This window comes from Candidatus Pantoea symbiotica (genome assembly GCF_056491525.1).
Genome location: NZ_JBSZHR010000002.1, coordinates 353,066 through 373,492 on the forward strand (window position 1 = coordinate 353,066; position 20,427 = coordinate 373,492).

The window sequence follows — 20,427 nt, forward strand, 5'->3', positions numbered from 1 at the left end:
GTTCCTTAAGCGAGATGGCGATGCATTGCGTGGTTGATGCGTGCATCTTAAACTTCTATGTCTGAGTGAAAAGGGTCAAAAACCGTGAAAACAGGTAGGACATGGTGTGGGATATAAAGAGATTTATGCGCGATATCGCCAGCAGATTCTCGCAGGGCAACTGAAGCCGGGTGACCGCGTCCCGGCGATCCGCACGCTGGCGAGTGAGTTGCGGGTGGCGCGAAAAACGGTGGAAGCCGCCTATGAAATCCTGATCGGCGAAGGCTATTTCGTCAGCCAGGGCGCGAAGGGCACGCGCGTTAATCCAGAATTGATTCTGGCGGCAGCGGCCGAGGAAGCAGTGCTGCCAGCGCCGCCAGCCAGTGATGCTTCACTGCGTGAACCAAAAGGCGAGCTGCGGCTTGGCATCCCGGCACTGGATGAGTTTCCGCATAAAAAGTGGCTGCTGATTTCCGGCAAAGCAGCGCGAACCTTGCGTGCGGATGAGATGATTTTGCCGCCGATCATGGGTTATCAGCCGCTGCGCGAAGCCATCGCCAGCTATCTGAACATCTCGCGTGGGCTCAACTGCCAGCCGGAACAGATCTTTATCACCAGCGGCTATCGCGCCAATCTGCGACTCATTCTGGCGGTGCTGGCGCAGCCGAGCGACAAAGTGATGTTTGAAGATCCTGGCTACTTCTTCGGGCAAAAACTGCTGAAGCGCATCGCGCCGAATCTGCATTACGTGCCAGTCGATCGGCAAGGTATGGATGTGGATTATCTGCTGCGCTATCACGCCGATGCGCGTTTCGCCATCGTCACACCTACGCATCACAGCCCGCTGGCGGTAACCTTATCACTGCCGCGCAAGCATCAATTACTCGAGTGGGCGCAGCACAACGATAGCTGGATCATTGAAGATGATTACGACGGCGAGTTTCACTACACGCGCAAAGTGATTCCGGCGCTGAAAAGCCTCGATGTGTACGATCGGGTGATTTACACCGGTACCTTCAGCAAAACCATGATGCCGGCGATGCGCGTGGGTTATCTGGTGATGCCGAAAGAGACCATTGCGCGCTTCAACGAGCTGGGAGAAATCCTCGAAACCGGCATGTCGCTGCTGCCGCAAAAGATTCTGTCACAGTTCCTGAGCGAAGGGCATTTCTATCGCCACATCAAAAAGATGCGCACTCTTTATCAGCAGCGACGCCGCATGATGCTGGATGCCTTACAGGCGTGTTTCCCGGATGTGTTTGATTTTGAACTGACCGATGGCGGCATGCACATTGTCGCCTTCCTGCCACGCGGCACGCAGGACGCGGCGCTGGCGGAGATTTGGCAGCGGCATCAGCTGCGCGTATTACCGCTTTCCGGCTGGTACATGCAGACGCAGAAACGCTATGGCCTGGTGATTGGCTATACCAATATTCGATCTGTGGAGCAGGCGCGGGAGTTGTTGCAGAGAACGGTGCAGGAGACGCGAGCGTTATTGGGTTAAAGAAAAGGCGCGAGGGACAGCTCGCGCCTTGATAGCGGCGCGTCCTTACATGCCGATATATTTTTTGCCTTGCTTCAGAACCACGTCGCAGGCTTTGGTTTTCAGCTTCTCACCCATCGGCGAGTTGCTCAGACTCTGCAAGTTCAGCTGCTGACCGTTGCCGGTGTTCAGCAAGCCTTGCAAACCCTGCTGGTAATCAGTTTTCTGTGCTTGTGCCGTCGGCGTGCTTAAACCGAGTTTGCTCAGCACCTGGTCCTTCACCGATGACACATTGTTATCCACCACGTTGTGCTGCACGCAATACGACATCACGCCTGCGGCGTTGGTCATGCTGTTGGAGCTCACCGCTTTATCGCCGCCGTTCAGCAGGCCGGTGAGCGATGAGAGCGACATGCCGCCGTTCTGCGTGGTGCTGGTGTTGCTGGTGCTGTTGTTCTGCTGCGACAGCTGCGATGCCGCGCTGCTCAGCTGATCCTGCCAGCTTGCCGCCGATGCGCTTCCCGCAACCATGGCTGCCGCGATGCCCCATCCCCAAATCATGCCTTGTAATTTCATCTCAACCTCGTTGTCTTTTATGTTCTGACTGCGTCAGTTTTGGTTAAGAGAGGTTTGGCAGCGGAAAGTTCCAGTTAAGCGGGCGGATTGGGGCAAATTGGGACCGTTCTGGGTTTTGGTTTTTGAACTTTGGTTAGCGTGATTGACGGTATAACAAGCAGTTATCTGCGAAACGCTGTTTTTTTCAACGCTTAGCACACATCCCCAACGATTCCGGTTGCGCACTCTGCTCGTAACGGTATAATCCCCAACGTTTTCCGCATCCTCTTCAGTGCCGAAGTGGCGAAATCGGTAGACGCAGTTGATTCAAAATCAACCGTAGAGATACGTGCCGGTTCGAGTCCGGCCTTCGGCACCATCGATTGATGCAAAATTAAGTCGCTTATGAGCGGCTTTTTTTGTGTCTGAAATCTGGCTTTTTACCTAATCTCGCTTCCTTAGCTACATAAACAAATTATTGCGATCGCGTTCTCATCGTGGACAATGTTCAACCATGGGTTGCGTTAATATCAATTAAATCAATAATTTTATTATATCAAGGGATGGATAATGGACAGGAATACTCAGGGATTCACATCATACTGGCGTAATTCTTTAGCCGATGCCGAATCAGGGAAAGGGGCATTTGAGCGTAAGGATGCGGATAAATTTACTCGTTGGGTGGACATCAGCACGGGACGGCTGGATGAAGAGACTGTTAATGCGTTTTTTGAGGGTGAAGGTGACACGGTAAAAACCGTTGAGGTAGTGCTACGACCTAAAGCCTGGTTACGTTTGCTACAGCACGGCAAAGAGCGAACGGCAGGCGCTCCTGGAATAGTCACACCGCTGGTATCATCTGCGCTACTTAATCGCGAAGGTTTTTTGTTCCCTACTTCATCGGCCACTATCCCCCGTGACCTGTTAGAGCCTCTCCCAAAAGGCACCTTCTCAATTGGCGAGATGGCGCAATATGATAGATACAAAACCACGCATAACTCGACCACCTTTGAAGTGGATTACGAACAGCAATACGAAGAGGAAAATGACGAGCAGCGAGCCCAGCGGTATGAGAAGCATCAGCTGCAGTGGCAAAAGTTTCAGACTGAAATAAGCAATTTGCTGGAATACGTAATCGGACAATGGGTCGCCACCCACGAGCAATATGAACTCGCCGCATATGGTTATGTTATAAAAGCCAACCAGCCCGGCGGTGCCAGCCGCCATATCCTCCCTCTGTATGATCATCTTCGGGTGTGCAAGAAAGAGGTTCCGCTATTAACACGCTTTGCTTCGACTGCCAGGCCGATCCTGGAACCGTTGCTTGCATCTAATGCGAAATTCAGCGAGCGATTAGGCCATTCAGGAAATGAATTCCCGCTTGCTGTGGCGCAGCGCGACGCTCTTAGCCATTATCTCACGCAGCAGTCGGGCGATATCCTTGCCGTCAATGGTCCGCCGGGAACTGGAAAAACTACACTTGTTCTCTCTATCATTGCTACTGAATGGGTTAAAGCGGCATTTAACAAATCTGAACCACCGGTAGTGATTGCCACCTCAACCAACAACCAAGCCGTTACCAATATCATTGAGGCCTTCGGTAAAGACTTTTCCACTGGAACAGGGGCTATGGCAGGGCGCTGGCTACCGGAACTAAAAAGTTACGGTGCTTATTTCCCTTCTCAAATGCGTGAAGCTGAGGCCGCTAAAAAGTACCAGACTGAAGACTTTTTCAACCGTGTGGAATCTACCGAATACGTTGAAGATGCGCTGGTACTTTATCTTGAGAGGGCAAAAGTAGCGTTCCCATCTGCGGAATGCCGTTCTCCAGAACAAGTTGTGAATCTACTACATGAGCGTTTAACCGCGCAGTTAGCTCAGCTTAAACATATTGAGCAGGCCTGGAGGAATTTGATCCGCATTCGCGAGGAGCGGATCCACCTTAGCGAAGACCTCGACCTTTATATTCACGATAAAAGTAAGCTACTGCTCGATAGCATAAAAGACATTGCGTTGTTAACTCAGGGTAAAAAGCAGTGGCAACAGTATCGTGCCAGCGAGTCGATGCTCTATGCGATCTTCTCATGGATTCCCGCGGTTCGTACAAAGCGCCACTATCAGATTAACCTCTTACTCGACACTACGTTTGGTGCAAGGATGGCCGAGTTTAAGGGCTCAGCGCCGGAAGATGTTGATGCTTATATCGACGGGCTTATTGCTCGCGCCCAAAAAGAGCAGGCCGAGTACCAGCAGCAGATTGATTTTGCTCAGGAGGTTTCCAGACGTGAAAGCGAAGCTCTGCGAGTTTGGCATGGTTTTTCGGTTTCCTTGGGACATGCGGGCAAAGATGAGATAACCCTTGCTGTGGCTGATGCGCTCGCCGATACGGCTATCCGATTCCCGGCATTTCTTACTGCATCTCACTACTGGGAGGGGCGATGGCTGATGGACATGGCCGCCATTGGCGATCTTCGAAAGGAAAAAGGTCGTAAGGGGGCGAAAGCTACCCTGGCTCGCTGGCATCGAAGAATGAAGCTCACCCCTTGTGTGGTGATGACCTGTTACATGCTGCCTCGTCATATGGTCATTAGCGAACATGTTGGCGGCGCTAAGAAATTTGAATCCGGATATTTTTATAATTTTGCCGATTTATTAATTGTTGATGAAGCGGGGCAGGTATTGCCGGAGGTAGCCGCAGCCTCCTTCGCATTAGCAAAAAAAGCGTTAGTAATTGGCGATACGGAACAGATCGCACCCATCTGGAACAGTTTGCCGGGCATTGATATTGGCAATATGGTTGAGGAGAACCTCCTCCCTGTCGGCACTCAGGAAGCGCTAGCGGAGGCTTATGCGCTTATATGTGATTCAGGGAAATGCTCGGCATCGGGCAGCGTGATGAAAATCGCCCAATTTAGCTCGCGCTACCAGTATGACCCGGATCTGGCCCGCGGCATGTATCTGTATGAGCATCGTCGCTGTTTCGATAACATCATCGGTTACTGTAACGCGCTCTGCTACCACGGCAAGTTACAGCCAAAACGGGGCGGTGAAAAAGAGACACTTTTTCCAGCGATGGGTTATCTGCATATTGATGGGTTGGGTAAACGGGCAAACGGTGGCAGCCGATACAACACTTGTGAAGCCGAGACAATAGCGGCTTGGCTGGCGACCCATAAAGAAGAAATAGAGCATCATTATGACAAACCACTGCATCAAACGGTGGGAATCGTAACGCCATTTTCGGCGCAGGTGAACGCTATTAGAGCCTCATTGAGTAAGCTGGGTATTAACTGTGGTGGAGATGATGATTCACTGACAGTCGGCACTGTTCACTCCCTGCAAGGTGCAGAAAGAGCAATCGTGATCTTCTCCCCAGTTTATTCCAAACATGAGGATGGTGGATTTATCGACAGCGACAGCAGCATGTTGAACGTCGCGGTCTCCCGCGCTAAAGATAGTTTCCTGGTTTTTGGGGACATGGATTTATTTGAGATCCAACCTGCCTCTTCGCCAAGAGGATTATTGGCAAAATACTTGTTTGCACAAGACAGCAACGCATTAGCGTTTGAATTTCAGGTACGTAAAGACTTGAACGCAGCCCAGATGCCCGTTTCTACGCTACATGGGGTAGATCAGCATGATGCATTTCTGAATCAGACATTGGGTACAATCGAGAAGAGCATTACCATTGTCTCTCCTTGGTTGACCTGGCAAATGCTTGAGCAAACTGGCTTTTTAAACTCAATGATTCAGGCACGTGCTCGCGGTGTTGATATTACTGTGGTGACGGACAAGCATTACAATACCGAACATAGCGATTATGAAAAGCGTCAAGAAAAACAGCGGCGGCTTCACAGCGCACTGGAAAAACTGAATGAGTTTGGTGTTACTACTAAGCTGGTCAATCGCGTTCACAGTAAAATCGTAATTGGGGACGAGCGTTTACTGTGTGTTGGTTCGTTTAATTGGTTTAGCGCCACACGAGAAGATAAGTATCAACGGTACGATACGTCGATGGTGTATCGCGGAGATAACTTAAAAGGTGAAATTAAAACGATTCACACGAGTTTGATTCAACGCCAATTGTGAGACGGAGCCACATCATTTCCGAGGTGAGTTTGGCGTTATGTGTATCAAATTAATAGCGCCAAGCCTTTTTTCGCCGTCAAACGGCAGCTTAATGGAAACGGCTTAGTAAGTTGCTTGCACCTTTAAGATCCTCTTAAGAACTCTTCGTATAATAGCGCCCATCAACTTAAACCTAGAGTTCATCATGAAAAACACCCTGATTTCCCTTTCGATTCTTTTCTCTGCTTTGACTGTGACTTCGGTTCAGGCTGCCAACCCAGCCACCGGCTGTGACGCCAAAAAACAGGATATCCAGCAAGAACTGGCGATGGCGCGTGACCACGGTAATCCAGCGCGCATCGCGGGTTTGGAGAAAGCGTTGCGTGAAGCTAGCGAACATTGCACGGACAGCGGCTTACTCAAAGCGCGCCAGGAAAAAGTGGCCGAGAAGCAGTTGAAAGTGCAGGAGCGTGAGCAGGATTTACAAGAAGCGCAGGACAAAGGCCGCAGCGACAAAATTGAGAAGCAGCAGCGTAAACTGGCCGACGCGCGTGAAGAGTTGAAACAAGCACAGGATGCATTGACGCAATAAACCGGGCGTCCCGCCCAGAAAATTCGCGCTTTGTCTCAAAATTCTCCCGCAGAGATTTTTTTCATCCAACTGTCGGGATTGCATGGCAGAATGGCGCTCCGGTGAAATCAGTGGAGTGCAGAAGCGATGACAGTTGAAATTGAGCAGCGTATCTACGAGCTGGTGCGACGTTACGACGGCGTTTACCTGTTTAAGCAAAAAACGCTGACGCCGCAAATTGATATCGATAGCGATCTCAACTTCGAACGTGAAGAAGCTGCTGCGCTAATGGATGAGTTCTTCGGCGAGTTCAGCGTCGATCGCGGCGGATTTGTCATCGAAACCTACTATCCCGATGAGCCCTCGCTGGCGCAGATTCTCAATCCATTCAATAAGCGTGAAGTGCCGGTGGTACCCGATTTCACGCTGGGAATGTTGATTGAATCGGCGAAAGCGGGGCGCTGGCTGTACGAGTAACAGCAGGCTCAGCGCCGAGCCTGCCGCCTTTCACCGCTTCACGTGCACGCCAAAGCCGCTCTCTTCCGCTACAAACTCCGCTTTCAACGTCAGCTCAGGAATCTCATAGTCGCCGCCGTTCTGCTGACGGTAGGCAATTGGCGCCGTTTCTGCCAACGTATCCAGTCTCGTGGCCAGCGCATCGCACCAACCAGCAAAACGTTCTGATGCCGACTTTTGTACCCGATAGAAAACCAGCGGCGGCAGCACGCTAAAGCCGGGATAAAACAGCATGCCGTGCTGAATCGGGAACAGCAGATCGTTAATCGGGCCGTTAATGCCGCGCGGGCTGTAATGCGATTCCCATCCACCTGTCGTCACCACCAGCATCGCGCGTTTGCCGCTGAGATTGCCTTCGCCGTAGCGATCGCCCCAATGCTGTTCATTGTGCTCGCCCACACCGTAGGCAAAACCGTTAGCGTAAACCCGGTCAAACCAGCCTTTCATGATGGCGGGCATCGAAAACCACCACAGCGGAAACTGGAAAATTACCGTATCGGCCCAGCGTAATTTTTCCTGCTCGGCGGCGATATCGCCAGCCTGCAGCTGATGATCGTAGGCGAAGCGTGAATCCACTGTCGCATCGTAATGGTCACCCACTAATGGGGCGCGCGTGTCATCAGCATCGAGCTGCACTTTCCACTGCATCGCATAGAGATCAGAGACCTGCACCTGATGTCCGGCATGCTGCAAATGCTGCACGGCAAAGTCTTTGAGTGAACCGCTCAGCGAACGCGGTTCCGGATGGGCATACACAATCAATACATTCATGGGCTTAATCCTGTGAGATGAAAACCACTGCAGATTAAGTCGGTGCTGGCTATAGTAGAAATCAATTGCTGATATCTCAGGTATAGACAGAGTGAATATCAACTCACTGGATTTGAATCTGCTGCAGACGCTCAACGTGCTGTTAACCGAACTCAACGTCACGCGCGCGGCGCAGCGCCTGCATCTCTCGCAGCCTTCTGTCAGCGCTCAGTTGGCGCGATTGCGTGGACATTTTGACGATCCGCTGTTGTTGCCCGGACCGCGCGGCATGCTGCCGACGGCGCGTGCAGAAGCGTTGCGTGAGCCGCTGCGTCTGGCGCTTGAGGCGGTAGAACGTGCTGTCGCGCCGCCCGATACCTTTAATCCGGCCAATGCCGAAGTCACCTGGCGCATCGCCGCCACCGATTACACCTCGTCGGCTTTGGTGCTGCCCGCCCTCAACTTGATTCGCGCTGCTGCACCGCAGAGTCGTATGGCGATTCTGGCGCTCAATCCGCCGCTGATAGCGCAGCAGTTGGAAAAAGGTGAGCTGGATGTGGTGTTTCATACCGGCGATAACGCGCCGCCGACGTTGCATCAACGCAAACTGTTCAGCGAGCGCTACGTGCTGGCGGGACGGCGCGATCACCCACAATTGCAACGTCCGCCGACGCTGGATCAATTCTGCCAGCTGGAATTTGTCATGGTGTCGCCGGATGGCGGCGGCTTCAGCGCCGCCACCGATACTGCACTGGCGAAGCTGGGACGTTCACGCCGCGTAGTGTTGTCGGTGCCGCATTTCTTGTTTATGCAGGAAACGCTGGCGAACAGCGATTTGGTGGCAGTGCTGCCCGAGCGGCTGGTGCGTCATGCTTCGCAGCTTAAGGTAATCGATCTGCCGCTGGAGGTGCCGGGCTTTGATATTTTGCTGCTGTGGCATGAACGCCTGCATCGCGACCCGGCTCAGCAGTGGTTGCGGCAGCAGATTGTGGCGGCGCTTTAAATCAGCTTCGCCGCAAAAAATTCACTTCTCCCGCATCACAAAAATCATCACACTAGCCACCTTTACCATTATGGAGAGATGGCATGATTACCCGATTGCTGCTGGCGATATCGCTACTTGCCAGCCTGAGTGCGCCGCTGTTAGCAGATCAAGACGGCGTCTCCTTTAGCCACAAAGACTGGGAATTGGCCTGCGATAACACGCTGACCTGTCGCGCCGCCGGTTACAGCGCCGAAGAGGGCGCGGGCGGCTCGGTGCTGCTGGTGCGTGCCGGTGGCCCCAATGCGGTGACGCACGGTCGCGTGGTGCTGGCCGATACCGGCGATGATGATTCTAAAGTGGTGAACAACTTAGCGCTGTGGATTGATGACCGTGCGCTGGGCGACGTGGCGAAAGCCGACAACGACGAATGGACGCTGACGGATGAACAAACCCAGGCGCTGATCAACGGTATTAAAGGCAGCGGCAAAGTGGAGTTTCGCGGTGGCGAGGAGCCTTTCGATCTCTCCAGCAATGGCGCGTTTGCGGTGCTGCTGAAGATGGATGATGCGCAAGGTCGTCTTAGCACGCCGGGCGCGCTGGTGCGTAAGGGCAATAAACCGGAAAACAGCGTACCGGCAGCGGTGGCGATGCCGGTGATTCAACAGGTGAAAGTGGTGAAGGCTGATGCGCGTCCGTTGACGGCCGATGAGCTGGCGCTGTTGAAGCCGAAGCTGATTGCCTCGCTCACCGATGACGACAGCTGCGACAATCTGGCACCGTCCGACGATCAGCCGGAAGAGGGCGCGGAGCCGCTGACGTTAACGCCGGTCGATGATGCGCACGTGCTGATCGCCGCATTGTGCTGGCGCGGGGCGTATAACGAAGGTTATGGCTATTGGCTGATCGATAAAGCGTTGCAGGGCGCTCCGCAACTGGTGACGGATTCCGGCTCTGATTACAGCGAAGGTGTGATCTCCGAAGCGCAGAAAGGGCGCGGCATCGGTGACTGCTGGAGCACGGCGGCGTGGGTGTGGGATGGCAAAGCGTTTGAGCAGAGCAGCGATGCTACCACCGGCATGTGCCGCGCGATTCGCGCGGGCGGTGCATGGCAGTTGCCAACCTGGGTGACCGAGGTGAAAGCGGCATCGCTGCCGTAGGGTGCGCATTTATGCGCGCCTGGTCGGCATTAATGGCGTAATGCCGCTCAGTTAAGCACCGAGCGACTTTCGTTCGCCCTATACTGAGGCAGTTGCAGTAACTTCGTGCGGCGACCGAGCAAAGGGCGTCTGGCCACGCCCTCTGCACTCCCGGGCCTTGCGCCAGCCCAACCCGCCGCTTCGCGGTACCTTCACTCATTCACGATTCCTGACGGACCGGCGGCGATTCGCTCCTGCTCAGCGCCACCTCTCGCCGCATCCATGCGGCTCGCCCTGGAATCCTTCATTCGCTCAGCGGTTTAGGATGTCGCCTCAACACCCACGCTGCAGCAAAAATGCATTATTGGCACCCACAATTGCTGCAAATCTTGTAGGGGCGCCATTCATGGCGACCTGGTGCGCATGAATGCGCACCCTACGAATAACTAATTCGGCGACCCTACTTGCCGCAGCACTGCTTATATTTTTTACCGCTGCCGCATGGGCAAGGATCGTTGCGGCCGGTTTTCGCGCCAGCAAAGTGCGGCAGCTGAGGTTCTGGATCGGGCTGCGCCATGCGCTGTTCCTGCCAGTATTCATGCAGCTCCAACGCCGCAGGGCGAATCGCCTCAATGCTGGCTTCAAACTCGTCCGGCGTGAAGGCTTCGCGCTTCGCCAGATGATCTTCGCTGCCGTGCAAGGCAATCGCCTCCATCATCGGCTGCAGTGATTCTGGCAGCAGCGACCAATCTGCATCCAGCGCCACGCCGCGCAAATAGCCGTAGCACCAATCTTCCACCACGGTGAATTCCTGGCCTTCCATCTCTTGCGTGCCAAACAGCGGATCAAACTGCTCCGGGAATTCGGCCAGGCGTTCGGCAATGTCGTTGAGATGCTGGAACGTCAGCGTCATAAAGCGATCCATCTCGCGCTCATTCGACCATTTTGGAATGTGCTTTTTGCCGCCCCACATCGCCACCAGCCATTCGCTCGGTTCGATGTCGTTCGGACCCGAGAGCAGCGCCGTCAGCATGCCGTCCAGCTCAGCGGTGTCCACCACCGAGTGTTCGTTGCCGTATTTCTCCAGCATATCTTCAAGCCAGTTCAGCTCTTTTTCAGTTAACGGACCCTGGTTCATACGGCATCTCCTGCTTTCATTGATGGGCAATGCCCAAAGTTAATTGGCGGCGATTATAGCGGGAAGCGGGCGCGATTTATCGCTTTTTGCATATCGATTGCTGAACCTCTCCTAAAAATGATTCGCCATAACTTATCGCGCAACAGTATTGGCTGCTTTTGTCGACAGATGGCAGCGTAAAGGCAGAATTTTTCTGCATAAAGGATGCAAATTATGGCCAGCACATTGCCGGTACTGGATTTAGCCCTGCTGGAACTGCCGGATGCGGAACAGGCGCAATACCTTGCCGAACTGCGCGAAACCGCGCGTGACGTCGGCTTCTTTTATCTGGTGAATCATGGCATCAATCCGCAACTGCTGCAGAACGTGCAAAGCATCACGCGCGCGTTCTTTGCCTTGCCGGATGAAGAGAAGCAGCGCGTTTCGATGATCCATTCGCCGCATTTTCGCGGCTACAACCGCGCGGGCGTGGAATATACCCGTGAGCAGCGCGATCAGCGCGAGCAATTTGATATCGGTGCAGAACGCGCCGCGCTGCCGTTGCAGCCAGACGATCCAGCATGGAAGCAGCTGCAAGGGCCCAATTTGTGGCCGCAGGCGCTGCCGCAGCTGCGTCCGGTGATCCACGCGTGGCAGCAGGCGATGACCGACGTGGCGCTGCGTTTACTGCGCGCCTTCGCCAAATCCCTGGCGCTGCCGCCGGACGCTTTTGATGCGCTGTACGGCACGCATCCCAACGAACATGTGAAGCTGATTCGCTATCCGGGTCAGGATGCCGCTGCCAGCCAGCAAGGTGTCGGCGCGCATAAAGATTCCGGCTTTCTGACCTTTCTATTGCAGGACGATCAGCCTGGATTGCAGGTTGAAGTCACGCCGGATCAATGGGTTGATGCGCTGCCGAAAGCGGGCGCTTTTGTGGTGAACATCGGCGAACTGCTGGAAATCGCCACCAACGGTTATCTGCGCGCCACCGTGCATCGCGTGGTGTCGCCGTCGGCAAATCAGCAGCGCATCTCCATCGCTTTCTTCCTCGGCGCGCAGCTTGATGCCGAAGTGCCGCTCTATCAATTACCGCCGCAGCTGGCGGCAGAAGCGCGCGGCCCGACCAGCGATCCCAGCAATCCGCTGCTGCGTGAAGTGGGCTGGAACTATCTCAAAGGGCGTTTGCGATCGCATCGCGACGTGGCGCAGCGTTATTACGCTGACACTCTCAATAGCGTTAAATCATAAGAAACTAAGGGAAGCAGATGAATAAAAAGGTGATAGCCGCGTTAGCGATGGTTTCGGTGTTCAGCAGTTACGCCTCGGCAGCCGCGCTGCGCGTGGCGGCAGATGCCGTGCCGCACAGCGAAATCCTCAACCACATCAAACAGACCGACAAGAAGCTCGACCTCAAGGTGATTGAACTCAACGGCAACCTCAACGCCAACGAACTGCTGGCGCGCGGTGACGTCGATGCCAACTACTTCCAGCATGTGCCTTATCTGCGCGATCAGGAAAAAGCGCTGGGCGAGAAATTTTCTGTGGTCGCCACCGTGCATATTGAGCCACTTGGCATCTACTCGCACAAAGTGAAATCACTGAAAGATCTGCCTGACGGCGCGCAAGTGGCGGTACCGAATAATGTCACCAATCTGAGCCGCGCACTTTATCTGTTGCAGGCCAATGGGTTGATCAAACTGAAGAGCAGCAGCGCCAATACGCTGGTGACCTCCGCAGACATTACTGACAACCCGCACCATCTGAAGATTATCGAAGTGGAAGCGCCGCAGCTGCCGCGCGCGCTGGATGATGCGCAGTTGGCGATCATCAATGGCAACTACGCGTTGCAGGCTGGTTTAGTGCCGTCGAAAGATGCGCTGGCGCTGGAACAGGCGAAGGATAATCCATATGCGAACGTGCTGGTCACCACGCCGAAACTGGCGCACGATCCGCGCATTCTGGAATTAGCGAAAGATCTGGAGTCAAAGCAAACCGCTGAATTTATTAACCAGCACTACAAAGGATCGGTTATTCCCGTTAATCAATAATCCCCGCCGCCACCTGGTTTTGGCAGGTGGCGCTGACTTTCTTCTGTGTTATATTTCGCCACCAACACCCGTCGCACCCACTATAAAACATAAAAATTCGCTCAATCCATTGCCATGATTATCTTTGCCAGGAATAAACGGGTGCTGTGCCATCGTTTAATAACATGCATCATTCTGCTGGGCATGAGCGTATTGCTCAGCGCCTGCGGCACCTTGTCGCAAACCTCCGCGCCCGTCAGCGATAAAGTCTATCTTTCGCACGCGACCTTTAATGAAAACGTCGATGACATCGTGCGCCATTACATGCAGCAAAAGCAGGTTTCCGGCATCAGCATCGCCATCATCCATCAACGCAGCCATCCTAAATTTTACAGTTTTGGCGTCACCGATGCGGTGCACCGTTATCCCATTACGCCAGACACCTTATTTGCGCTTGGTTCGCTGAGTAAAGGCATCACCGCTGAGGTGATTATTGAGCTGGTGGATCGCGGCGAACTGCACTGGAACGATACGCTCGCGACGCTTTTGCCGCCCAACGTGCCGCTGAGCGCTGATGCCAAACGCATCACGCTGTTGCAGCTGGTGACGCACACCTCGGGCTTGCCGCGTCAGGATATGGATTTGCCGATGTTCATGAAATTTATGGGCTATCTGCGTAGCGGCGAGAACTTTTACGGCAACCTCGACAGCGACGCAGTGCTGGATTATCTGGCCGACTTTGACGCGCCCGCGCATCCCACCGCGCGCTATTCCAATCTCGGCTATGCGCTGTTGGGCTACATCCTCAAACATCGCTTCCATCAGGACATCGAAACGCTGGCGCAGCGCAATCTGTTCCAGCCGCTTGGCATGACCAGCAGCAGCTTCAAGCCGCAGAGTCTGCGCGGTTATCCGTGGCGTGCACTCGGCCATGCGGGCGATCAGCCTAAGCTGATTCCTCGCGGGCAAATCACGCCGGATTGGGCGTTTAACAACAATATGGTGGCGGCCGCCAGCCTCTACAGCAACGCGCGCGATTTGATTCGCTATCTGGATGCGCATCTGCATGACGGCGCGGGGGCTTCGCTCAACGCAGCCTTTGCGCAGGTTAATCACGGCTACGAGCAGCACGGCAATCAGTCTCAAAATATCGCCTGGGTAACCGATACCTACGGCGATCAGCAGATCACCTATCAGGTGGGTTATATCGGCGGCTACTCGAGTTTTATTGGCTTTGATAAGCAGAACGGCAATGCAATTGTGGTGCTGCAGAACGCGTTTAACTGGAGTAACTATCTGGGCATCGCGTTATTGATGGATCTGGCGCAGAAAGCGCACGACAAAAACTAACATGGTTGCTTGCAATTTTACTGCGCCAAAAAACGCGTGAGCTGAGGTATGCTGAGCAGCGAAATTTGACGCGCTAAGCGCGCCGGGGGAACCTTCTGCGTGCTTAACTTGTCAGTTAAATGGACAGTTAATAATTAACCAGAGTGGAAATCACCAATGCGCAGGACACACGTCAATCTTCTTTCTGCAGGAATTTTTCTGGGCGCTTTAAGCCTTACTCCGGCCGCGCTGGCGGAAGGCGAGCAAACAGACGCCGTACCGATGCCGCCACAAGTGCAGCAAACCGCACCCGACGCGCAAACCCAGGCGCCGGCCGCAGACCCGCAAACGCAGGCTCCGGCAGCCGATGCGCCAGCCAGCAATGAACCCGCTGAATCCAGTGGCGATGTCGCGCCAATTCGTCCACCGCAAAGCGGCAATGCGACGGCTCCGAATAACTACGATCTGACTACCATCATCATCGACTACAAAGAGTACAAAGTGGGCGATGTGGTGCCAGATGAGTATCGTAAAAAGCAGTACACCATTGTTGAGTGGAAGCCACGTCATCTGCCAGCGCCGCAGCCAGGCACGCACTGGGCGTACATCAATGCCAACTACATCCTGATCACCGATGACAGCGGTAAGATCGTGATGGGCAAATCAGGCGAAATCTTCTTCCGCGGTTAATTCCCGCGTAGCAGACGCGCTAACTGCGCGACGCCCGCCGTAATTTGGCTGGTGCTGGTGTTACCGTAACCCAGCACCAGCCCTTGTTGCTTCTGCTCACCCGAATAAAATCCCGACAGCGCGCCCGGCGCGTAGCCGCTCTGGATCAGCCGATCCACCAACCTCATATCGTTTTGATCCGCTTCCAGTGATAACACCAGATGCATGCCGCATTCGCCGCCCAGCAACGGAACCTGTGCGCCAAACGTTTGCTGCAAAGCCTGCCGCAAAGTTGCCTGGCGTTGACGGTACAGACGGCGCATTTTGCTCAGATGACGGCTAAAATCACCGCTGCGTAAAAACAGCGCCAGCGCCTGCTGCTCAGGACGATTACCGCCGCGCAGCAGTTCATGTAGCGCAGGGCGCAACGGCGCGACCAGCTGTGGCGGCAACACCATAAAGCCGAGGCGCAGCGCCGGAAACAACGTTTTGCTGAACGAGCCAACGTAGATCACCGGCGTTGGTTGCGTCATGCCCTGCATGGCGGCGATCGGCTCGCCGCTGTAGCGAAAATCGCTGTCGTAATCATCTTCAATAATCCACGTTTGCTGTTGCCGTGCGGCCGCAAGCAGCGCCAGACGACGCGGTGCGCTCATGATCACACCGGTGGGATATTGGTGCGTTGGCGTAGTGTAAATCAGGCGCGGCGCACGCTGCTGCCAGTCCTGCGGCTGCGGTGCCAGCCCTTGTGCATCAACCGCTATAGGTTCAATACGCATATCTCCCAACCGCATCGCCGCTTTCGCGCCGCGATATCCCGGTTCCTCCACCCAACCAATGTCGCCTGGGCTGCTGAGCAGCGCCACGCACAGCGTTAATGCCTGCTGCGCGCCTTCGGTAATCACGATTTGTTCGGGCGTACAGCGCACGCCGCGCGCCAATGCCAGATGCTGCGCCAGCGCTTCACGGAGCGTGCGTTCACCGAGCGGGTCGCCGTAGCCCAGCAGTTGCTGCGGCTGATGCAGCATCACGCGGTTCAACCCCCGCCGCCACTGAGCCAGCGGGAAATGTGCCAGCGAAGGAACGCCGGGGCGCAGCGCCATCTCCTGACTGAAGCTGCGATGGCTGGAACGTAGCTGAGCGATGCGCGGCGACAAGGTGATTTCGCTGCTGGTGTGCGGCTGATTTTCCTGCGGTAGCTGCGCCATATTGCTGATGCGGCTGCCCTGGCGATCGCTCAGCAAAAATCCTTCCGCCTGCAGCTGCGCCCAGACGGCGATCACCGTATTGCGCGAAACCGCGAGATCCAGCGCCAGCTGGCGTGTCGCGGGTAAGCGCGTTCCGGCGGCGAGTTTGCCTGTCAGAATCGCCTGCCTGATACGCTGAAACAGTTGTTGTTGCAGCGTCTGCTCGCCGTTGGTTTCCAGCGGGGCCAGTAATAATCGATGCAGCTCAATGTCACTCATTTACGCAGTTCCGTGGATCCATCAATTTCGGGCATTGTGGCGCTTTTTAACACGCCAGCAAAGTGGCACTCTGCATTTCTGGTCCTGACTGATAAAGGAATTGAGGAATGTCGCAACACAGCAATGCTTACGGACAACCGGTAGGATTTCCGCTGCCAGATTGGCAACCCCGCGCCTGGCCGAACTATGAAACCTTCACCGGTGACTATTGCCGCCTGGAACCGCTGAGTGCCGAGCGCCATGGCCGCGAACTTTATGCTGCCTATGCGCTGGCTGCAGATGGGCGTGACTGGACCTATATGTTCGCCGAACCTTTTGCCGATGAAGCAGCCTATGTTGCCTATGCGCGTAAGCTGGAAAATGGGCGCGATCCCCTGCATTTCGCGGTGATCGATCCGGTTAGCAATCGTGCGGTCGGCAGCCTGGCGTTGATGCGCATTGATGCGACAAACGGATCGGTGGAGGTCGGCCACGTCGCCTTCTCGCCGCTGCTGAAGCAAACGCGCATGGCCACCGAAGCGCACTATCTGCTGATGCGCTACGCATTTGAGCAGCTGGGCTATCGTCGCTACGAGTGGAAGTGCGACAGCTGCAATCAGCCATCACGCAACGCGGCGCTGCGTTTAGGGTTTCAGTTTGAAGGCACCTTCCGGCAGGCGATTGTCTATAAAGGCCGCAGCCGTGATACCTGCTGGTTCTCGATTATCGACAGCGACTGGCCGCAGGTGAAACAAGGCTTCGAACGCTGGCTGGCGGCAGAGAACTTTACGGCGGAAGGGGCGCAACGCGAAAAACTGGAGGCGCTGCGCGCGTAGGGTGCGCATTCATGCGCACCTGGTCGTCATGCACCTGGTCGCCATAAATGGCGACCCTACGTTAGGTTTGCGGAATTATTTTTATATCCACCATGCCGATCCCCAGTTTGCGCGGATCCTGACCGATGATATTGCCGACATTCGACTCCTGCGGCTCCGGTGGCGCAATAATCAAATTACGGCTGCCGGTTGGATTGGTGAAATGCAGCGTGGTGGTGGAGAACTCATCACCCAAATTCAGTTGCTGCTCTTGATCGCCAACGCGCACGGGAATTGGACGATGCGCATTCGGACCGAACGCCCGCGCGGTGATCACCACATCAAAGCGTTCAGGCAGCGGATCGGTGTACTCAATATTCACTTCAGGAGCAAGATTAGCATTCGACCAGCGTCCCCAATCTTCCGGACGTGATATCCCCTTAAAACTCTTCACGCTGTTTGGCGCGCCGGGCACCGTTAACAGGAAGCTGTCGGCGTTGTAGCGAATCGCATTGTCTTCGATGCGTATTTGCTGCTCGTTGAGCTGGAAGGTTGCCGCACTGACTTCTGCTTTAGGGATGCTAACTTTACCTTTCCACTGCGCTTTATCGATGCGGGTTACGCTGGGTTTGGCGCCCATTTGTCCCATCGACACACACAAATCGTTCGACAGCGCCAACTCTGGCTGCCACAGGCGCGCCATCTTAAAGCAGCGATCGACCCAAACGAACTTGTCGGCGGCAGCAAAACTCGCCAGCTGATAACGCAGCGGTTCGGAGTATTCCCCCTCCGGCAGCGGTTCGACATGTTTGTCGGATACGCGGAACAGAATCGGTAATTTGAAGGTCGCACCAGAGAAGCTGAAGGTGTTTTTCTGTTGATCGACGGTGAAGCTATCCATCTTGCTGGGGAAATTCCACAGCTGAATAATGTCCGCTTTCCACATTGTGACGCGCTTTGCCATGTCGTCGAATTCGGTTGACAGCGATTTCGAAGAGAGGCCGCTGCGACCGAGTCCAATCGCGTTATCCCCGCCGAGAATATCCAGCACCGTGGCACCGTTATCCAGCGTGCTGCGTTTGCCATCGAGCACTTCCGCCTGTGGCTGATCGCCACGAATCACCATAAACAGGTCATGGCGCGGTTGTTTGATCAGGTATTGATGCGCGGTGTTGTTCATCGCCAGATGATCGGAAGTCACCACGATGATGGTGTTTTTAAACCACGGTGACGCTTTGATGCGTTCAATCAGCCGCGCCACATGCTCCTGCGAACAGGCCACCGCGCTAAAGGATTGATTGGGTTTGCCATCATAGCTGTAGCTTTTGCGCTGGCAGCTGCGCGAGATAAAACCATCCGGATGATGGGTGTCGACGGTGAGCGTGAACAATGCGAAGCGTTTTTGCGCGCGCGACAGCTCCTCGTATTTCTCAAACACCTCGTCCATCACCGTGTCATCGTAGTAGCCCCAGTTATTACGATAGCTGGGATCGGCGACGCGACTCTTCAGCTCCTGCGAGCCATACATATTGGCCGCATCAAAGCCATGCGACAGCAGGAAAGTGTCTTTACCGGCGAAGCGTAAATCTGCGCCCTGAATAAACCAGTTCTCGTAGCCAGAGTTCTTCAGGATGTCGCCCAGACAAATGTTCTGGGGATAGAAACTGGAGAGCGAAGCCGAGGCATTGCCATCAAAAGGCGCAAACAGCGGGATGCCACACTGTGAAGCCACCATGCCGGCGATGGTGTAATCGGTGCCGGGCAGCTGTTCGGTTTGGCTGAAATCGATGCTGTTATCTTTTTCCCGGCTGAGTTCCGGGGCCAGACCGGGAAATGCCTGTTGATCGAAATAGGTCCGTTCAAGACTTTCGCCATAAATGTAGACCAGATTGAGCTTGGGCTCAGCGATCACCCTGTTAGGCGTTTTGTAATAGCTTTCGAAATCCGAATCGGCGAGGCGCGAATGTGAGGCGATAAGCTCTTTCACCTGGCGAAACGCAGGCGTGGTTTGTACCGAACCCGCGGCACAGGCAATCGCCAGCAAACTCCAGCCGAGGTGATGCGGCCGCTTACGGCGGCGCAGTAACCACGAAAGCAGGCAAAATAGCGAGAACAGCGCGATGATCAGTCCGATGGCCGGCACCACATATTTGCTCACGCCCGCCCCGGTCAGGCTGTTGGTCAGGGTATACAGCACCGCGTCATTAATGCCATCGCCGGTAAAATAGTTACTGGCGACCAGCGTGACGTTAAGCACGATAAACAGCGTGAGCAGCAGCAGGATCAGACTAAACCAAAATTTATTTCGCCCGGCTTTAGAGGAGTAGACCGCAATCGCAGCCAAAAAGAGTACAACCGAAACCAATTCGGACAACGTTAGATCCTCATGTTGAATGAATACGCAATCCTTGCGCCAACGACCCTCTGCGGGGATTTTGCGTCAATCTATATTGGGTGTCACAAGGCTGCAACACATCCAACCAGATTTGTGCGATGCATTCCGATTCGTTTAAGGCGGGTTAAGGCTGACTGTGGTTTCGCCTGGCAGCAACGGATGCGCTGCTGCCAGTGAGGGCAGAGAAGGGGGATTAGAGTTTTCCAGTGAGGTATTGCGCTTCGCCGTCGGCAAAGCTCCAGTCGCCTTTACTGTTGGTGATAAAACTAATCATCAAATCAGTGCCCTGAACGCCACAATTTTCCAGCAGCTCGCGCGCTAACTCTGCCATAAACAGGCACTTCTGTTCTTCACTTCTCGGGCTGGTATACACGCGCACCATCACCAGATTGTCGGTTCGCTCAAAGCCTAGGCCGGTGTCCTGAAAGACCATCTGATAACCTTTGTTTTCATGAACAATCTGATAACGATCGCGGGCCGGGACTTTAAATGCGGTTAACACCGCGCGATGTGCGGCATCCAGCAATGTGCGTATTTCTGATTCTGAACGGCCCTGAATAACGTCGAATGTCAGTAACGGCATA

Annotated in this window: 17 protein-coding genes and 1 tRNA gene; 12 read left to right on the plus strand and 6 right to left on the minus strand. The window is 54.6% G+C overall.

What is annotated here, in order from left to right; all coding sequences use genetic code 11:
- The first annotated feature begins 106 nt into the window (after positions 1-106).
- Complete coding sequence (pdxR, locus tag ACXIZX_RS02245) at positions 107-1,483, plus strand: MocR-like pyridoxine biosynthesis transcription factor PdxR (protein WP_179451917.1); 1,377 nt, start codon at positions 107-109, stop codon at positions 1,481-1,483.
- A 45-nt stretch (positions 1,484-1,528) separates the two neighbouring features.
- Here pdxR (ACXIZX_RS02245) and ACXIZX_RS02250 read toward each other — a convergent pair whose 3' ends face one another.
- Entirely contained in the window at positions 1,529-2,038 is a 510-nt protein-coding gene (locus ACXIZX_RS02250; RefSeq protein ID WP_179451918.1) for a YjjA family protein, read from the minus strand.
- 273 nt (positions 2,039-2,311) lie between these two features.
- Between ACXIZX_RS02250 and ACXIZX_RS02255 the strand changes: the two genes are divergently transcribed.
- The 4 genes from ACXIZX_RS02255 (at position 2,312) to ACXIZX_RS02270 (ending at position 7,133) form a co-directional block, all read left to right on the plus strand.
- A tRNA-Leu gene (locus ACXIZX_RS02255) sits at positions 2,312-2,396 on the plus strand.
- A gap of 191 nt (positions 2,397-2,587) precedes the next feature.
- Complete coding sequence (locus ACXIZX_RS02260; protein ID WP_479403526.1) at positions 2,588-6,106, plus strand: AAA domain-containing protein; 3,519 nt, start codon at positions 2,588-2,590, stop codon at positions 6,104-6,106.
- 184 nt (positions 6,107-6,290) lie between these two features.
- Positions 6,291-6,677, plus strand: coding sequence for a DUF1090 domain-containing protein (locus ACXIZX_RS02265; protein WP_179451920.1), 387 nt, complete (start codon positions 6,291-6,293; stop codon positions 6,675-6,677).
- Positions 6,678-6,803: 126 nt separating this feature from the next.
- On the plus strand, positions 6,804-7,133 hold the full coding sequence (locus tag ACXIZX_RS02270; RefSeq protein ID WP_008107769.1) for a DUF1493 family protein: 330 nt from the start codon (positions 6,804-6,806) through the stop codon (positions 7,131-7,133).
- Between the two features lie 30 nt (positions 7,134-7,163).
- Here the strand turns inward: ACXIZX_RS02270 and ACXIZX_RS02275 are convergent, their stop codons facing one another.
- On the minus strand, positions 7,164-7,943 hold the full coding sequence (locus tag ACXIZX_RS02275) for an NAD(P)H-dependent oxidoreductase (protein WP_154181762.1): 780 nt from the start codon (positions 7,941-7,943) through the stop codon (positions 7,164-7,166).
- Between the two features lie 91 nt (positions 7,944-8,034).
- Between ACXIZX_RS02275 and ACXIZX_RS02280 the strand changes: the two genes are divergently transcribed.
- Positions 8,035-8,925, plus strand: a complete 891-nt coding sequence (locus ACXIZX_RS02280; RefSeq protein WP_179451921.1) for a LysR family transcriptional regulator — start codon at positions 8,035-8,037, stop codon at positions 8,923-8,925.
- An 83-nt stretch (positions 8,926-9,008) separates the two neighbouring features.
- Entirely contained in the window at positions 9,009-10,064 is a 1,056-nt protein-coding gene (locus ACXIZX_RS02285) for a DUF1176 domain-containing protein (RefSeq protein ID WP_154181763.1), read from the plus strand.
- A 439-nt stretch (positions 10,065-10,503) separates the two neighbouring features.
- On the opposite strand, the gene ACXIZX_RS02290 is transcribed toward ACXIZX_RS02285, so the two are convergent.
- Positions 10,504-11,181, minus strand: coding sequence for a YecA/YgfB family protein (locus ACXIZX_RS02290; RefSeq protein WP_277966348.1), 678 nt, complete (start codon positions 11,179-11,181; stop codon positions 10,504-10,506).
- 210 nt (positions 11,182-11,391) lie between these two features.
- Here ACXIZX_RS02290 and ACXIZX_RS02295 point away from each other — a divergent pair, with 210 nt between their 5' ends.
- The 4 genes from ACXIZX_RS02295 to ACXIZX_RS02310 all read left to right on the plus strand — a co-directional run bounded on the left by ACXIZX_RS02295 (position 11,392) and on the right by ACXIZX_RS02310 (position 15,209).
- Complete coding sequence (locus ACXIZX_RS02295; RefSeq protein ID WP_479404838.1) at positions 11,392-12,411, plus strand: isopenicillin N synthase family dioxygenase; 1,020 nt, start codon at positions 11,392-11,394, stop codon at positions 12,409-12,411.
- 17 nt (positions 12,412-12,428) lie between these two features.
- Positions 12,429-13,211, plus strand: coding sequence for a MetQ/NlpA family ABC transporter substrate-binding protein (locus ACXIZX_RS02300; RefSeq protein WP_008107753.1), 783 nt, complete (start codon positions 12,429-12,431; stop codon positions 13,209-13,211).
- Between the two features lie 183 nt (positions 13,212-13,394).
- Entirely contained in the window at positions 13,395-14,540 is a 1,146-nt protein-coding gene (locus ACXIZX_RS02305; RefSeq protein ID WP_218889283.1) for a serine hydrolase domain-containing protein, read from the plus strand.
- Between the two features lie 156 nt (positions 14,541-14,696).
- Positions 14,697-15,209 (plus strand): RcnB family protein, encoded by a 513-nt coding sequence (locus ACXIZX_RS02310; protein WP_061718197.1) that lies wholly within the window; start codon positions 14,697-14,699, stop codon positions 15,207-15,209.
- On the opposite strand, the gene pdxR (ACXIZX_RS02315) is transcribed toward ACXIZX_RS02310, so the two are convergent.
- On the minus strand, positions 15,206-16,654 hold the full coding sequence (gene pdxR, locus ACXIZX_RS02315; protein WP_179451925.1) for a MocR-like pyridoxine biosynthesis transcription factor PdxR: 1,449 nt from the start codon (positions 16,652-16,654) through the stop codon (positions 15,206-15,208). The genes ACXIZX_RS02310 and pdxR (ACXIZX_RS02315) overlap by 4 nt on opposite strands.
- A gap of 107 nt (positions 16,655-16,761) precedes the next feature.
- Here pdxR (ACXIZX_RS02315) and ACXIZX_RS02320 point away from each other — a divergent pair, with 107 nt between their 5' ends.
- Positions 16,762-17,469, plus strand: coding sequence for a GNAT family N-acetyltransferase (locus tag ACXIZX_RS02320; RefSeq protein ID WP_179451926.1), 708 nt, complete (start codon positions 16,762-16,764; stop codon positions 17,467-17,469).
- A gap of 61 nt (positions 17,470-17,530) precedes the next feature.
- Here the strand turns inward: ACXIZX_RS02320 and opgB are convergent, their stop codons facing one another.
- Together opgB and ACXIZX_RS02330 are read right to left on the minus strand one after the other, a co-directional pair.
- Positions 17,531-19,822, minus strand: coding sequence for a phosphatidylglycerol--membrane-oligosaccharide glycerophosphotransferase (opgB, locus tag ACXIZX_RS02325; protein WP_479403527.1), 2,292 nt, complete (start codon positions 19,820-19,822; stop codon positions 17,531-17,533).
- Positions 19,823-20,036: 214 nt separating this feature from the next.
- The gene (locus ACXIZX_RS02330; RefSeq protein ID WP_008107739.1) at positions 20,037-20,426 is read right to left on the minus strand and encodes a tautomerase family protein; all 390 of its coding nucleotides are present in this window, start codon (positions 20,424-20,426) and stop codon (positions 20,037-20,039) included.
- Position 20,427 lies beyond the last annotated feature (1 nt).